Consider the following 16,194-nt stretch of genomic DNA (forward strand, 5'->3'; position numbering starts at 1 on the left):
TTTAAATAATATAAGTATCTCTTAATCAAAGTGGTAAAGAGATACTTATGTTATGTTATGTTATGTTATTTTTGTAAGGATATAAGTTTTTCGGCAATTTTTAGAAGATCTGTTTCGTTTATTTCAGGTAATGGTGCCAAAGGATACAATTGTTGTCCGGGACGTGCCGTAAAGGCACCTCTCCAACCTGCCCAAATTGCACCTGCAATATCCCAACCATGAGCTGCAACCATCAAACATTCGTTGGGTTTAACTCCCATTTTTTGCGCTGCCCAATTATACACAGCAGTATCTGGTTTGTATTTGCCTACTTCTTCAACACTTAAAATTTGATCAAAAAATGCCGTTAAGCCCGCATTTTTAAATTGAGTTTCAACGCCTTTGGTTGATGAATTTGTTAAGGCAACTAATGTATAACCAGCATTTCTTAATGCTGCTAACGCTTCTTTTACTTCGGGATGAGGTGGTAAAGAGGTTATACTGCTTACGGCTACTTTAGCTTCCGCTTCTGTTAAAAGAATACCTTGATTCGCAGCTACCATTCTTAAAGTAGCAGCTCCAATAGTACCAAAATCTGTATACTGACCACCAACTGTTGTTACTAAAGAATAGTGCAACATGGTAGTAAACCAAAGGGCAGTTAAATCTTCTCGATTTCCTAAGGCTTGACCAATACTTTTTTTTATGGCTCCTAAATCCAATAAGGTTTCATTTACATCAAAGAATACTACTTTTGGTGCTGTCATAATTTTTAATTTAGTTTTATATGGGCTTTCATTTTGTTCGATAATAAAAGAAACCAAATGGATCACTTTTTAATCGAAATTATATTTTTTTGTCGGGTTCTATCTGATCAATAGTAAGTAACAATCATTGTGTAATGGCATGTTTTAAAATTAGACAAAAGGAAGTAACAAATTGATTTTAAAATACTATTTTTAAGTATTTCTTTGAGAGATCTTTTGTTTTAGTTCTTCTTTTTTGAACCACTTATGATTCTAGAAATCAATCCTTGTTGGTTCGTGAATTCAGAAAAGAAAATACTCGCCAAGTGAATTACGATGAAGGTCAATAAATAATAAATGGATAGGACATGTATATCTTCCATTGATTCCTTTCTGTTTTCTGGACCCAAAACAATGATTAAACCGGTGATTAGTGAAATTGCCACGCAAGCATAAAAAACTAAATACGTCCAATAGTGAATTTTTTCTTTAAATGCTAATCCTTTGGAAAAGGGATTGGAGAATTTCATCTGTCCAAAAAAGGGAAGCGCCAATCGGATGCTGTACAGCCCTACTAACGCATAACCAATATATATGTGCCAATCCCACATGGGTTTTCTTATTTTTTTAGCAAGCAAAATAAGCTGATCCTGGGATAGGGATTGATCTGTGGTTGAAAGATAGTCTTGCATGATCAGTGCGACATTATTTTTGTTCATCCAGGTCATTCTAAGAAATATAGTAATAAGCATTAGCGTCATGCAAATGGCTATTGACCAGTGCATGATTCGGTAAATGGTGGAGTAATTTCTGGATTTCATGATTTATCAGAATTGGGTTGTTATGGTTTAGGAGTCAGTTTTAATTGCGATACAATTTCAGAAAGAATTTAGTTTAAATTAATTCAGAGTACACGGATATAATGAAAGGCGATGAAGAATGGTTTTAGAAAAACAGCAACGATACTATCCTATTTTTACCAGCCAATAAATCGTTCTTTCTTTAAAGTGCTGTAAAATGATCACTTTTAGGAAAAATACTCAAGGCTTCAATCGCAATTTCTGGAGTAGGAGAGGCTAGTTTGCGAAGTTTGAGATCCATCCAAGCGCCATCAACTGTTATAGTTGCACATAATTTGTTGTCCTCATTTATAAACTCATGCACAATGGACCAACGGGAAGCATCCGCATTTACTTTTGAAGTTTTGGTGCGCAAAAAAATTTTGTCAGAAAGCTTTATTTCTTTTCTAAAAACACATTCTTCCCTAAAAAGAATAGGGCCAAAGCCTTGCAACTGCATCACCTTAATGGTCAAACCAAGACTTTCCAGAATTTCGATACGATGTTGTGCGCCAAAGTCATAATAGGCACTGTGCCGTACATGAAAATTAGGGTCAAGATCTGACCAGCGAAAAGATAATTCTTTACTAAATGAAGTCATTGTTTTTTTTTATAGATGTTTCCAAGATTTGATACCAAGGAAGTACTGTGTTTTTTTGAAACTCAAAAGTACGACAAAAAGCAAGTAGGAAGCTAATGAAATTATAAATTAGATCCATTTGTTGGAGTATATTTTTAGCACTACTAAAAATATTGAATAGCGAAGCCTAATTTATAAAGAATTCTATTAAATAAAAAAGCCCTTCAGAAAATCCAAAGGGCTGATGCTTGCTGCGTAATTTATTTTTTTGATTCTTCTACAGAAACTTTTCTAAACTCTTTTAATAGTTTTTCTAGTTCCAAAGTTGATTTACGAGCTCTTGGTCCAGCAGCTTTGACACCTTTCTCAGTTAGTGACTCAGATTCTGTTTTGAATGTTTCGAATTCAGCGTTGATTTTTGCAACTAAATCTTTCATAATAGTACTGTATTAAATTAAGGCGCTAAAATAGAATTTTGATTTTTAGATTGGGATGTTTTGAGTTTTAAATTAACATTAGAAAACCATTATTTTATTGTATGTGTCAGAAATATCCTTTTTTATAAATACTGAATAAAATTACGTTCGCTTTTTTTAATTATTCAATAAATAAGAAGTGAGATCTCAGTATTCCTGAGATCAAGAATGACAACTTCGGTTATAATGACAACTTCTCTGTGATGTCATATTGTCAGATTTTTTTACGCCAATTTTAACATAAACTGACAATTCATTAGTCCATTTTGTATTGGCACAAAGATTGACTTATCGACTTCGAGTCATTAAAACTAGTATACAATAAAATTAAATATATTTAAAATGGGTAAAATAATCGGAATTGATTTAGGTACGACCAACTCTTGTGTTTCTGTAATGGAAGGTAATGAAGCTGTTGTTATTCCTAATGCAGAAGGAAAAAGAACAACACCATCTATCATCGCTTTTGTTGAAGGTGGAGAGATTAAAGTAGGAGATCCTGCTAAAAGACAAGCGGTAACTAATCCAACTAAGACTATTGCTTCTATCAAACGTTTCATGGGACATTCTTTCGGCGAAATTACAGCTGAAGCAAAAAGAGTTTCGTACAAAGTAGTAAAAGGAGACAACAATACACCACGTGTGGATATTGATGGCCGTTTATACTCTGCACAAGAATTGTCAGCAATGACACTTCAAAAAATGAAAAAAACAGCAGAAGACTATTTAGGTCAAACTGTTACTGAAGCAGTTATTACTGTTCCTGCTTACTTTAATGATGCACAACGTCAAGCTACGAAAGAAGCGGGTGAAATTGCAGGTCTTAAAGTAATGCGTATCATCAACGAACCTACAGCTGCAGCTCTTGCTTACGGTTTGGATAAAAAAGGTAAAGATCAAAAAATTGCTGTTTACGATTTAGGTGGTGGTACTTTTGATATTTCGGTTCTTGAATTAGGAGACGGAGTTTTTGAAGTATTGTCTACAAATGGAGATACTCACTTAGGTGGAGACGATTTTGACCACGAAATTATTGACTGGTTAGCTGCTGATTTCTTAACGGAAGAAGGGATTGACTTACGTCTTGACCCAATGTCATTACAACGTTTGAAAGAAGCTGCGGAGAAAGCAAAAATTGAATTGTCTTCTTCTGCTGAAACTGAAATCAACTTGCCTTACGTAACCGCTACAGCTTCAGGACCAAAACACTTAGTGAAAAAATTGACAAGAGCTAAATTTGAGCAATTGACTGATTCATTAGTAAAACGTTCTATGGCACCAGTGGCTAAAGCGCTAAAAGATGCAGGTTTATCTGTTTCTGATATTGACGAAGTGATTCTTGTAGGAGGTTCTACTCGTATGCCAAGAATTGCTGAAGAGGTTGAAAAATTCTTTGGTAAAAAAGCGTCTAAAGGAGTTAACCCTGATGAAGTTGTTGCCATTGGAGCAGCTATTCAAGGTGGAGTTCTTTCTGGAGATGTAAAAGATGTATTGTTACTTGACGTTACACCTTTGTCTTTAGGTATCGAAACTATGGGTGGTGTTATGACAACTCTTATTGAGTCTAATACAACTATCCCAACTAAAAAATCTCAAGTTTTCTCTACAGCAGCAGATTCTCAACCAACAGTTGAACTACACGTTCTTCAAGGGGCAAGAGCTATGGCTGCTGATAACAAAACAATTGGTCGTTTTAACTTAGACGGTATTCCACCAGCACCGAGAGGGGTTCCACAAATTGAAGTGACTTTTGATATTGATGCTAATGGTATCATCAAAGTTTCTGCAACGGACAAAGGAACAGGAAAATCTCACGATATTCGTATCGAAGCTTCTTCTGGATTAACATCTGAAGAAATCGAAAGAATGAAACAAGATGCTGAAGCTAACGCAGAATCTGACAAAATCGCTAGATCAAGAGCTGAAAAATTGAACGAAGCAGATGGAATGATTTTTCAAACTGAAACGCAATTGAAAGAACTTGGTGCTAAATTATCTGATGATAATAAAGTAGCTGTAGAATACGCATTGACTGAATTGAGAATGGCGCACCAATCTCAAGATATTCCTGCAATTCAAACGGCTCTTGACAACATCAATGCGGCATGGAAAAAAGCAACTGAAGCAATGTATGCTGAAGGAGAACAAGGTCAAGCAGCATCTAAACCAGAAGGTGAAGCAGCTCAAGGTGACAATGTTGAAGACGTTGAATTTGAAGAAGTAAAATAATTATTTCTCGTAGAGACGCGATTTATTGCGTCTCTATTATTGATTTAGAAAACCGTTCGCCTTTGGTGAACGGTTTTTTTATGGACATTGATTTTAATTTTATTCTCCTTTTTACCACGAAATATTCTTGTAATAACTAAAGTATGAGGAAATGTTATGGCAGCCAAAAAAGAAAAAAATAAAGTATTGAATAGTTGTTCTTCTTTAAATGTAAAATACAAAAGTGCCATTTCTACTAGTGAAACCAACCAATAAACGCCTGCTACAGGGCAATATGCAATAAAATTGCTTACGAAACAAGAACCATTTGAAAACTTTATTTGGTTAATTATAGAAGGAATACTGTGCCACAAGACAAAATAAATGGCAAAACCCCAGATCAGACTCGAGAATTTAAAAAGGATAGCAAATAGTACTAAATAAAAGAGTTCTAGGCGTTTTTTTTGATTTCCAATACAAATAAACACTGATAGCTATAAATAAGGCACCTGAAATCTGTAAGGATAGCCAAATGTATAGAATAGGAATACTGATTTTTGTGATGTTTAATATAATGTTTTGTACCTCCTCAGAGTGAAAAGTAAACAGCAACACTAAAATAAAGAATCCATAAGAGAATTGGAATAGTACTTTGGCGAGGTTGTATTTACCGATTGTGTAGCGCTATGGGACTTCATTTTCGGACTTGCTTATTTTGAATTGTGTATGAAATCAGGTTAGGAAAAGCTTCAAAATTAGCTGTTGCTACAGGTGGAGAAATTCAAAAAGCACACAGAATATTGTGCTGGTTTGTACTTGTAGGCTGGTCAATATATCCATTAGGATACATGAAACAAAAAACCCGACCTATTTTTTAAATAAGTCGGGTATTTAATTCTATCATTATTGTTATTTATCACGTATAGACGTACTGCCGTGCGTTTCTACAAGATACATTACATTAAAGTCACATTTAACAAAAAAAGGGAAAATGTTGTTTGAACATTTTCCCTTTTTAATTTATTATTTAGGATCTAAAGCTTCTCCTATTCTGGAAATTAAATCGAGAACATGGTATTTGCTCATTCGATCTGACATTCTAGAAGTAGATAATTTCAATTCATTTTTTAAACTATTCAGTTGACCTCTAGCAATAGATGGTAAATCCGTTTGCGCCAGATTGACTTTTCTGGTGGTGAAACCATAAGTAACTCCTACCGGAACAGATCTAACGCTTGCCGTACCTGGTTTTAGTAATTCAATCATCTTGTCTACATACAATTTTTGGATGTTTCTGCGGTAGATGTCAATAGAATTTTTATTTTTCAGTTCAGAGAAAATTCCTTTGTTCAAATCGGTTATTAATTCATCTACAGAATAGTTGTCTTTACTCACCGAGGAGGTTTCTAAAAGGCGTACCATTCGGTCTCCGGCTAATAAGCTGTTTAAGGTGGCATCCTGCATTCCTTTGATTGCTTCGACACCATTTTCCGGGTTAATTTTTGAAAGAATATCTTGATTCAACAACCATTTTGGCGTGGTGAATAACTGGGTATTCAAGAATGCTACAGCATCTTTCTGGATGCTTTTTGGTACTACTTCAAATTGATTGCCAGTCATGTCATACGTTTTTGGACTATCATATATTCCACCTACATTTTTAGTTACATGACCCATATACCTTCTAAACTGACCGGTAAGTGCGCCATAAAGTTCGTCCAGTTCAGTATAACTTTCACCATCTTCTTTAGACCATTCTAGTAAATTGGGTAAAATTCTTTTTAGATTTTTAATACCATATTCAGAGGCTCTCATAGCATTGTCACCAATATCTTCCGTTTGATATCTTGGATCATAGGGACTGGTTTCAGACCCAAACCATAAACGACGGTTCTTGTAGGCTTCCTTAGTCATTTCATTCAAAAAAGCTTTCTCTTCTGCTTCCGTTTTCGTGTCTTCAAAGTAAGAGTATCCCCACTTAATAGCCCATTTGTCATAGTCTCCAATTCTAGGAAATAAACTAGTCACACCATCTTCTGGTTGTGCAACATAATTAAAACGCGCATAATCCATTATAGATGAAGTATGTCCGTTTTGCTCTTGGTAGTCTTTATCTCTTAGTTTTTCAACAGGAGTGGCAGAGCTGGCTCCCATATTGTGGCGCAAGCCTAATGTATGTCCTACTTCATGCGAAGACACGAAACGAATGAGTTCTCCCATTAATTTATCGTCAAATTTCTTAGCTCTAGCCGCCGGATCTACAGCCGCAGTTTGAATCAAATACCAATTTCTCAAAAGACTCATGATATTGTGGTACCAACCAATGTGGCTCTCCAGAATCTCACCACTTCTTGGATCATGAACATTTGGTCCATACGCGTTTTGAATTTCAGCAGCGAAATATCTCAATACAGAAAAACGAGCATCTTCTAAACTCATAGTTGGATCGTTCTCTGGCCAATATTCTCCACGAATGGCATTTTTCCAACCTGCATTTTCAAAGGCAATTTGCCAATCATCAATTCCTTGTTTGATGAATTTTTTCCATTTTTCTGGTGTAGCCGGGTCAATGTAATATACAATAGGTTTCAAAGGCTCTATCAATTCTCCATTTTTTTGTTTTTGAGCATCTTCGGCAGATTTAGGTTCTAAACGCCATCTGACAGCAAATACTTTGGTGTCGGACTTTTGGGATTCTTCCTCAAAAACACCGTATTGATTGGCAAAATATCCTACACGTGCATCAAATTCTCTTTTGCGCATGGGAGTTTTTGGCAATAAAATCATGGATGTATTTATTTCCACAGTGAGTACACCAGCATCTAGAGCCGAAGGTAAATCAACTCCAATTTTTGGCGTTGGTGTTGTATTGATTTTTGGTGGTGTAGTGGTAAATGTTTTTACACTTCTTATTTCAGTATTGATAGGAAAACTACTTATTTTTGAAATAAATGATTTGTCTTTTTGAAATGTTTGAATGTTTAATAATTGTTTCTTAATTGGATCTAATGAAAAAGTTTGAACATCAGCATCGAATGTTGTAGATAAATCGACAACATAGCCCGTTATTTTTCCGGAATCATCTTTTTTGTATGCAAGTACATCATAATTACCAATAATTGGATCCGAAGTGGAGTTTTTAACTGCTTTAGCCATTGGTTTGTCTTCATCTGGAGACATAATGACATAAGTGATTGATCTCAACAATATATTGTTGTTCAGTCCTTTTTCCCAACGAACGACTTGTCTGTTGATTTCTTCTCCGCCAAAAATTCCTCCTCCGGCAGGAGTCTTAGAATATCGGGTTATGGTCATCATTTCACTCCCTAATAGAGAATCAGGAATTTCAAAAAGATACTTATTGTCTATTTTATGAACATCAATTAATCCTTTTTGAGTAACGGCACTAGTATCAATTACTTTTTTATAGGGTTTAGGTTCTTTTTTGGCATCAGCTACTTTGGTGTCAACTGCTGTAACGGCATTTTTATCTGCTTTTTTCTTTTTCTTACTTTGGGCAAATGTTCCCTGGACGGAAAAAAACAGCAGACATACAATAATTAGGGTTAGTTTTTTTTTTAGCATTTAGTTAAATGTTTTATAAAGGTTAAGGATTAGCTTTTGTAAATAAGTAGTTTTTTTTTCTTTTTTACAATCGAAATCCAAATCTATTGATATATTTTTAAAAACAGACCAATAATGTACAAAAATCGAATAATTAACATTTATTAAATAATAAGATTTTTTAATATCACAATATGTTTTTTCTCATGAATGGATGTGTTTTTTCGCCTTATCTTTGTTTTATAATGAATAAATCAAAAATATTTTTTTCCTTTTCAGCAGCTGTAAAAGTAGTGAGGAGTGATTTTTTTTTAAAATATTTTCGTAATATTACGATACAAATGACGCTGTATGAGAAAAATTAAATATAAGAAAAGTAGAAAACTACAACCCAACAATTTAGAATATACCGGGATTCATAAGGACTATAAATCGGAAATACAATTGTTTGTTTTTGATGATTTAATGCTGTCAGAGTATGATGATTTTAAAGTTTCGGATTTTGATAAATATATTGATCTGCAAAAAAATAATTGGCTTAATCTACACGGTCTAAGTAATATTGAATACATAAAATCTATTGGGAATTATTTCAAAATAGATACCTTCATTTTAGCTGATATTTTAAATACTACACGAAGAACTAAAGTTGAAGAATTGTCAGATGTTTTGTTTTTTAATATAAAATCATTACTTCCGACAGGAAATTCTGATAATATAAGTGTAGAGCAGATTAGTTTTTTGATCAAAGATGGGATCTTAATTTCCTTTCAGGAAAAGCGTAGTGACTTTTTTACGCATATTCGCGAACGTCTTCGGACGCATTCCGGCATTGTAAGAAGCAAAAGAACGGATTACTTGTTGTGCATTCTTTTAGATGCCATTATGGAAAATTTTTACATCACCATAGAAAACGAAGAAGATAAAGTAGAGGAACTCATCAACCTTTCAAAACAAAGTACCAACCCAATTATCTTAGAAAAAATTGAAAAACACAGGGATAATTTCAATTTTTTGAAGCGCTCTATAGTTCCGCTTCGAGATTCTTTGTACAATATAAAGAGCATCAAAGATGATAATGTATTTAATGCGATAGAAAAAGAGAATTTTAGCTTTTTTGCACGATTGCATCAAAAGAGCCTGGAACTTTTAGAACAAATAGAATCGGATATGGGGTCATTAGAAAGTGCCTCTAATTTTTTTTTCTCGGCACAAACACATAAGATGAATGAGATTATGAAAACACTGACTATTGTTTCAGCAATCTTTATTCCGCTTACATTTATTGTAGGTGTGTATGGAATGAATTTTGAAAATTTACCGGAACTTAAATACCAATATGGCTATCATACCGTTATGGGAGCTATGTTTTTGATCGTAATAGGGATGATTATATATTTTAAAAAACGCCAGTGGTTTTAATATAAAAAGGGTATTACAAAAAAATATTAAATAACAATATGACCTCCAATTTGTTTTGGAATTAATACAAATATCAAAAAATGAGTAAAGCCATTTATATTGCAACAACGGAACAAAATAGCGGGAAGTAAATTATAACTTTGGGCTTGATGAGCATATTGATTGGTAAAACTGCAAAAGGGGGTTATTTCAGGCCATTGTTGAGGATTTCTAAGAAGGTGGATTGACAATCACATAGAAACAGTTATTGGCCAATCAGGTATTTGAATTATTGAAGAATTAAGAAAATTCGCCGTTCACAAAAAAGTGTCTGTATTCAGACGCTTTTTTTATGCCTTTTATTTAAGAAATCTATCTATATTTGGAGATAAAAATGCCGCGTTTTGAAAGTAAAAATTACAATAATAATCCTTTTATCTTTAATTTCATCCCAACTTTTTGCTCAGGAGCTACTTCCTTTTGTGGAAAATTATAACAAATCAGATTATAAAGGCGACAACCAGATTTGGAATGTAGCCCAAGGAAATGATGACGCAATGTACTTTGCTAATAATTATTATTTGTTGCGATATGATGGTGTGAAATGGGAGAAATACACACTGCCCAACAAAACGATTATCCGTTCGATACTGGTAGATGGTGACAGGATTTATTCGGGTTCTTATAAAGAATTTGGGTATTGGTACAGAAAAAAAGGGAAGATGTTGTATGTCTCACTTTCTGATAAAACGAAGGTTTTCGAAGATAGTGATAATGAAGAAATTTGGAAGATATTTAAGTTCAAAGGAAAAATTTATTTTCAATCATTTAATGGGATTTTTCTGTATGATGGAAAAGTAATCAAGAAGGAAAAGTTCTCTTTTTTGATTTCTTATTGTTTCGTAGTAGACGATCAGTTGCTCGTTGCTTCAGTAGAAAACGGAATCTATAAAATGAATAATTCCACTTTTGAAAAAATTCAAAGATGGTCTATATTAGAAAATAATGTGATTCATGCTATAGGAAAGTTCCAAAACAAAACCTATATTTTTACTAAAAAAAATGGGGTTTACATTGATGATAAAGGCGTTTTGAGTACTTGGAAAAACCCTTTAAACACTATTTTGAAAACGGCTAATATCAATGCAGCTGCGTTTATAAAAAACAATAAATTAGTTATTGGAACTGCCAGTAAAGGGGTTTATCTGTTTGATTTAAAAACCAATTCTTATAAAAACATTAATAGAAATAATGTCCTGATGAACAACTCGATTTTGAGTATGGGGTTGGACAAAGAAAATGATTTATGGCTTGGCTTGGATAATGGAATTGCCCATGTTGAGGTCAATTCGCCAATATCTATTTTCTATGATAACTCGGGCGTTTTAGGCTCTGTATATTCTGTCGCTACTATTGACAAAGGTTATCTGATGGCGTCCAATCATGGTATTTTTAAATTAGAAGGTAATCAATTTTCTATAGTTCCCAATACTGAGGGGCAGGCATGGAATATCAGTAAAATTAATAACAAATACCTGATTGGTCACAACGAAGGCACTTTTGTTTACGAGAAAGGATTGTTCTATAAATTAAGTGCTGTACACGGGGGGTGGAATGTAGCAAAAAGCAGTATCAATAATTCGTATTTGCAAGCAACATATAGCGGCGTAATTATTTATAATGATATTGATGATTTGAATCAAAAGAAAAGTATAAAAGGATTAGTAAAACCAATTAAATATGTAGCTCAAAATAGGAAAAATGAAATATGGGCAGCCGATAACAACAGAGGTTTGTACCGCATTCTGTATAATGATGCCTATGAAACTACTGCGATTGAAAATGTTACCCAACGCAGCAAAATTAGTAATGATTTTGGCGTGAAAATATTTGAATTCCGAAACGAAATTCTTTTTCTGATAAATAAGTCTTGGTATACCTATAATTCAATCACGAATCAACTCGAGAAAGATAAATTATTCAATTCTAATTTCAAAAATATTTCTAATATTGCCACTATTGACGAAAATCATTTTATAGTACTTCAGAGTGGTCTTTTGTATCATATTTATGCCAATGCAAATAAATTTGTCTGGAATGTTATTCAGGAAAAATATTACTCAGGAAAGATTATCAATGACAATTTGAAAATTTTTAAAAATAAAGAAAGTTATTTATTAAATCTTGACGATGGTTTTATTTCACTTCAGTTAAAACAAGAAAAAAAACAAAATACGAATATAAAAATAGAAGCTTTTAGTGAAGATAGTTTGATTCACAATAAATCGCGGATAAATTATAATTCAGAGTTGAAGATACATGTAATATCTGGAAAATTTGGAGCGGCAAAGCCAAATTTATTTTATAAAACCACTAACACGTCTCGTTTTATACCTATCAAGGAGGGATTGATTGTTTTGAATAACCTTAGTAGTGGCGACCATAGTGTTACTATTTACGGGAATGATGGACTGAATTATACTACAATTTCTAATTTTCAATTCATTGTGGCTAAGCCTTGGTATTTTTCTTTTTGGATGATCTCGTTGTATCTTATTGTGATAAGCACAATATTATATCTATATTATAAGTGGAATAAAATACGATATGTTCAAAAATTAGAGTTTCGTGATGAGGAGTTAAAACATCAAAATAAAATTCTGGAAATGGAATTAAAAGCTCAAAACAAGTTGAATATTCAAGAATATGAAAAGCACATTTTGGAACTTGAATTGCAAACAAAGTCATCTGAGGTTGCCGGTAAGTCTCTTTCTATAGCAAAGCAAAGTGAAATGATAGAACGGATTCAAGGTATTTTAGACTCTGAATCGGACTTTAATAAACTAAAAAGTGACATCAAAAAAGTGATAAAAATAAATGCCTTGAATAAACATGAATGGGAGACTTTTGAGAACAACCTAAATCAGATTCACAATGAATTTATTGTCAAGCTAGCAAAGAAATATCCCAACCTTACCTCTAAGGATATTAAACTTTGTATTTACTTAAAAATGAATCTTTCTTCTAAAGAAATTGCTCCAATGATGAACATTTCATTTAGAGGAGTTGAGTTGCAACGGTATCGCCTAAGAAAAAAATTAAATCTTAATCAGGAAGAAAACCTTTCTAAATTTTTGTTAAACATATAAATACCTTCTATTTTTATAGATACTATATTTAATGTATTGTTTTTTTAGAAACCACAATACATCATTACTACATCATATACATCTATTGCAATACCCGTTTTCCTTATTAACAGCTTTCAATCATTGATTTGTTTCGCTACTTTTATTTTTTGATGTATTTATGTAGTAACTCTGTTGTACTAACTATAACGTTGTAATTATCTAATTTGGCTCAACTAACTTTAACAAATTATTAATATATGAGAAATATTATTTTTAGCTTTTTAGCACTTATTTTACTACCGGCATACATGTCTGGACAAGTAATTAAGGGAAAAGTAGCAGATAAAAATGGCATCGGAATTCCAGGTGGTATTATAGTTGCAGTTGATTCTAAAACGAATGCAATTACTGATTTTGATGGGAATTTTGAAATTAGAGCTGTAATAGGTGAAATTTTACAAATTTCTATGTTAGGTTTTGAACCAACTTCTACTGTAGCTACATCAAACCTGATGCGTATTGTACTTCAAGAAGATCAGGATACACAATTAGATGAAGTCGTTGTTATAGGGTACGGAACTCGAAAAATTATTGATAATACTTCCTCAATAATTTCGCTGAAAGCAGAAGAAATTTCTAAAACTAAAGTACTCAATGCTTCACAAGCAATTCAAGGTAAAGCAGCGGGTGTTCAGGTAATTTCTTCTGATTTACCGGGAAGCACTCCTTCCGTAATTATTAGGGGTTTGGGTACTGCATTAGGCGGACGTACTCCTTTATATCTTGTAGATGGTATGCCTACGGAGAATATCAATAACATTAATACGAATGACATTACCTCATACGAAATTTTAAAAGATGCTTCTGCATTAGCAATTTATGGAACTAGAGCTGCAAACGGTGTAATCATTATTACAACCAAAAAAGGCAAAGGAGACAAAGTTACAGTAGAATTTGAAAGCTTCACAGGTTTTAGAGAGCCTTTGAAAAAAGTAAAAATGGCAGGAAGTAATAAGTACTCTCATTTTTCGAATTCTGCTTTGCAAACCACTACTTTTTCACAAGATCAACCCATTAACACCGATTGGTTTGATGCGATTACCAGAACAGGTTCATATACTCAAAATAACGTTTCGGTTTCTGGTGCAACGGAGAATATTAAATACTTCTTCAGTTTAGGAAATTATCAGGAAAAAGCAATTCTTAACGGATTGGATTACAGTCGGACCACTTTTAGAAACAATAATGAAATTAAAATTTCTAAAAAAGTAACTTTAAATCAAAATTTCAGTTTTGGTTCAGCAAATTCTACTCCAAAACCATTAAGCGCTTTTACTAACGCTTACAAACAATCACCAATCGTTCCAGTTCGTTTTTCAAATGGTCAATATGGAGTTTCTTATGTTGGTACTAACGGCTTTGCCGGGACTGCCGGTTCTTCTTTTAATAACGTAGGAAATCCTGTAGCACAATTAAACTATTTTGATGAAGAGCAAAGAAGCATAACCTTACAAGGGGGTTTGAAATTAGATTATGATATTTTGAAATCATTAAAATTTACTTCTCAATTTAACGGGGAATATTATTCTTGGAAAAATTACAATTTCGAAGACACTAAAACAATTTGGCAATCCAATAATAATCCGGGACAATTAAGCAGTATTACTTATCCAGCGGATAAAAATATTAATTTATTGACTAAAGGTAGAAATCAATATTTCAATTGGAATCTGTCTAACTACCTGACTTACAATAAAGTTTTTGCAGAAATTCATGATGTTGAACTAACAGCAGGTATCGAGACCTCGGTTAGAGGTGCTAGAGAGCAATTGACTGTTGCCAGAAAAAATGTAAATGCAAATTCAAATTACTGGTCACTAGCGGGTGTTGATTATGTAGGAACAGTTGTTAATTACAGAGATGAGGTTTTTAATGAAAATAAAATAGCTTCTTATTTTGGTCGTTTTCAATACAAATTAATGGATAAATACCTATTTTCAGGTACAATCAGACGGGATGGTTCATCAAATTTTGGTAAAGATTACCGTTGGGGAACCTTTCCAGCCTTTGGTTTAGGATGGGTTATTACCAAAGAGGAATTTATGGCCAATGCAACAGGAATAGACTTATTGAAATTAAGAGGTGGTTGGGGTAAATTAGGAAACCAAAATGTTCCTCTTAACAACCAAGCATATAGTTCTGGTCTTACTTATTATTTAGGAGGTTCCCTATTGAATGAAGGAACTACTATCAATTCACAAGTAGATCCAAGTTTATCATGGGAAATCACCGAAGAAACTTCTGCAGGATTAGATTTTGAATTATTGACTAACAGATTGAAAGGATCATTTGATGTGTACGATAAAACGACTACAAATGTAATTTTAAACACAAGACCTTATATTACTTCTGGAATCAGCAATTCTTCACCGGCACATGTGGGAGAAGTTTCTAATAAAGGATATGAGATTGCTTTGCGTTGGGATGATAAACTAACGGATAATTTGAGTTACTGGGTTGGAGGAAATTTTTCTAACAACAAAAATGAATTGACAGGTTTAAAAGATGCTACACTTGCCCCAATTACAGGTGGAGATTTAGGAAATGGACAATGGACAAAACTATTAGACAATACTTCTGTAGGAAAACCATTGGGTAGTTTTTATATTTATGAATATGCGGGTTTTGATGCTACAAATGGTAAAATGTTATACTACACTGCAGCAGGAGCCAAAGTGACTCAAGATGCTTTAAATGCTAATGCAGATAAAAAGTACGTTGGTTCTATTTTACCTAATTCAACATACGGAGTTACTTTAGGGATGAACTATAAAAACTTTGATTTCTCAGTGGACGGATACGGTACCTCTGGAGCAAAAGTGTATAACGGTAAAAAAGCACAACGTTTTACAGGAGAAAATATCGAAGATTCACTGGCAACAGATTTTTGGACAGTAAACAATACTACTGCCTCAAATCCTGGACCGTTTAATCAAGTTCCGGTAGCGTCAACTTATTATTTAGAATCGGGGGATTTCTTTAGAATCAATAATATTACTCTAGGATACAAAATTCCTTTGAAAGGAGAATTTTTAACTTCTTGTAGAGTATATGTAAATGCAATAAATCCACTTATTACTCAAAAATTCTCAGGTTTCTCCCCTGAATTAAATGGTAATGGAGATCCTTATGGAACGCAAGGTATTGAGTTGGATGCATATCCAACATTAAGATCAGTAGTTATTGGTGCTAATTTAAAATTTTAATACA

The 16,194-nt window shown here is 33.3% G+C and carries 10 protein-coding genes and 1 pseudogene; 5 read left to right on the plus strand and 6 right to left on the minus strand.

Translation table 11 applies throughout. The annotated features are described in order from the left end of the window. Positions 1-65 precede the first annotated feature (65 nt). The 4 genes from EKM05_RS03715 to EKM05_RS03730 all read right to left on the minus strand — a co-directional run bounded on the left by EKM05_RS03715 (position 66) and on the right by EKM05_RS03730 (position 2,581). Entirely contained in the window at positions 66-746 is a 681-nt protein-coding gene (locus tag EKM05_RS03715; protein WP_126553573.1) for a haloacid dehalogenase type II, read from the minus strand. 221 nt (positions 747-967) lie between these two features. After that, complete coding sequence (locus tag EKM05_RS03720) at positions 968-1,546, minus strand: cytochrome b/b6 domain-containing protein (RefSeq protein WP_126553575.1); 579 nt, start codon at positions 1,544-1,546, stop codon at positions 968-970. 181 nt (positions 1,547-1,727) lie between these two features. Further along, on the minus strand, positions 1,728-2,165 hold the full coding sequence (locus EKM05_RS03725) for a thioesterase family protein (RefSeq protein ID WP_126463004.1): 438 nt from the start codon (positions 2,163-2,165) through the stop codon (positions 1,728-1,730). 239 nt (positions 2,166-2,404) lie between these two features. Next, positions 2,405-2,581, minus strand: a complete 177-nt coding sequence (locus EKM05_RS03730; protein WP_126452532.1) for a histone H1 — start codon at positions 2,579-2,581, stop codon at positions 2,405-2,407. A 381-nt stretch (positions 2,582-2,962) separates the two neighbouring features. Between EKM05_RS03730 and dnaK the strand changes: the two genes are divergently transcribed. Further along, on the plus strand, positions 2,963-4,849 hold the full coding sequence (dnaK, locus tag EKM05_RS03735) for a molecular chaperone DnaK (RefSeq protein ID WP_126452530.1): 1,887 nt from the start codon (positions 2,963-2,965) through the stop codon (positions 4,847-4,849). A 44-nt stretch (positions 4,850-4,893) separates the two neighbouring features. On the opposite strand, the gene EKM05_RS14790 is transcribed toward dnaK, so the two are convergent. Then, positions 4,894-5,316 (minus strand): Brp/Blh family beta-carotene 15,15'-dioxygenase, encoded by a 423-nt coding sequence (locus EKM05_RS14790; protein WP_126463003.1) that lies wholly within the window; start codon positions 5,314-5,316, stop codon positions 4,894-4,896. A 160-nt stretch (positions 5,317-5,476) separates the two neighbouring features. Between EKM05_RS14790 and EKM05_RS03745 the strand changes: the two are divergent. Further along, positions 5,477-5,679: pseudogene (locus tag EKM05_RS03745) on the plus strand (rhodopsin); the annotation flags it as partial. A 172-nt stretch (positions 5,680-5,851) separates the two neighbouring features. On the opposite strand, the gene EKM05_RS03750 reads toward EKM05_RS03745, so the two are convergent. After that, on the minus strand, positions 5,852-8,413 hold the full coding sequence (locus EKM05_RS03750; RefSeq protein WP_197037198.1) for a zinc-dependent metalloprotease: 2,562 nt from the start codon (positions 8,411-8,413) through the stop codon (positions 5,852-5,854). Positions 8,414-8,743: 330 nt separating this feature from the next. On the opposite strand from EKM05_RS03750, the gene corA reads away from it, so the two are divergent. The 3 genes from corA to EKM05_RS03765 all read left to right on the plus strand — a co-directional run bounded on the left by corA (position 8,744) and on the right by EKM05_RS03765 (position 16,190). Beyond that, complete coding sequence (gene corA / locus EKM05_RS03755; RefSeq protein ID WP_126553577.1) at positions 8,744-9,814, plus strand: magnesium/cobalt transporter CorA; 1,071 nt, start codon at positions 8,744-8,746, stop codon at positions 9,812-9,814. Positions 9,815-10,197: 383 nt separating this feature from the next. After that, positions 10,198-12,942: a histidine kinase gene (locus tag EKM05_RS03760; RefSeq protein WP_126553579.1), complete on the plus strand. Its 2,745-nt coding sequence runs from the start codon at positions 10,198-10,200 to the stop codon at positions 12,940-12,942. 239 nt (positions 12,943-13,181) lie between these two features. After that, positions 13,182-16,190, plus strand: a complete 3,009-nt coding sequence (locus EKM05_RS03765) for a SusC/RagA family TonB-linked outer membrane protein (RefSeq protein ID WP_126553581.1) — start codon at positions 13,182-13,184, stop codon at positions 16,188-16,190. Positions 16,191-16,194: the final 4 nt, after the last annotated feature.

Origin of the sequence: Flavobacterium sp. GSP27, assembly GCF_003970395.1 — a bacterium.
Classification (GTDB): Bacteria; Bacteroidota; Bacteroidia; order Flavobacteriales; family Flavobacteriaceae; genus Flavobacterium.

Coding starts and splice junctions, on each gene's coding strand:
- EKM05_RS03715 (WP_126553573.1), bottom strand. CDS start 746: ATGACAGCACCAAAAGTAGTATTCTTTGATGTAAATGAAACCTTATTG.
- EKM05_RS03720 (WP_126553575.1), bottom strand. CDS start 1,546: ATGAAATCCAGAAATTACTCCACCATTTACCGAATCATGCACTGGTCA.
- EKM05_RS03725 (WP_126463004.1), bottom strand. CDS start 2,165: ATGACTTCATTTAGTAAAGAATTATCTTTTCGCTGGTCAGATCTTGAC.
- EKM05_RS03730 (WP_126452532.1), bottom strand. CDS start 2,581: ATGAAAGATTTAGTTGCAAAAATCAACGCTGAATTCGAAACATTCAAA.
- dnaK (WP_126452530.1), top strand. CDS start 2,963: ATGGGTAAAATAATCGGAATTGATTTAGGTACGACCAACTCTTGTGTT.
- EKM05_RS03750 (WP_197037198.1), bottom strand. CDS start 8,413: ATGCTAAAAAAAAAACTAACCCTAATTATTGTATGTCTGCTGTTTTTT.
- corA (WP_126553577.1), top strand. CDS start 8,744: ATGAGAAAAATTAAATATAAGAAAAGTAGAAAACTACAACCCAACAAT.
- EKM05_RS03765 (WP_126553581.1), top strand. CDS start 13,182: ATGAGAAATATTATTTTTAGCTTTTTAGCACTTATTTTACTACCGGCA.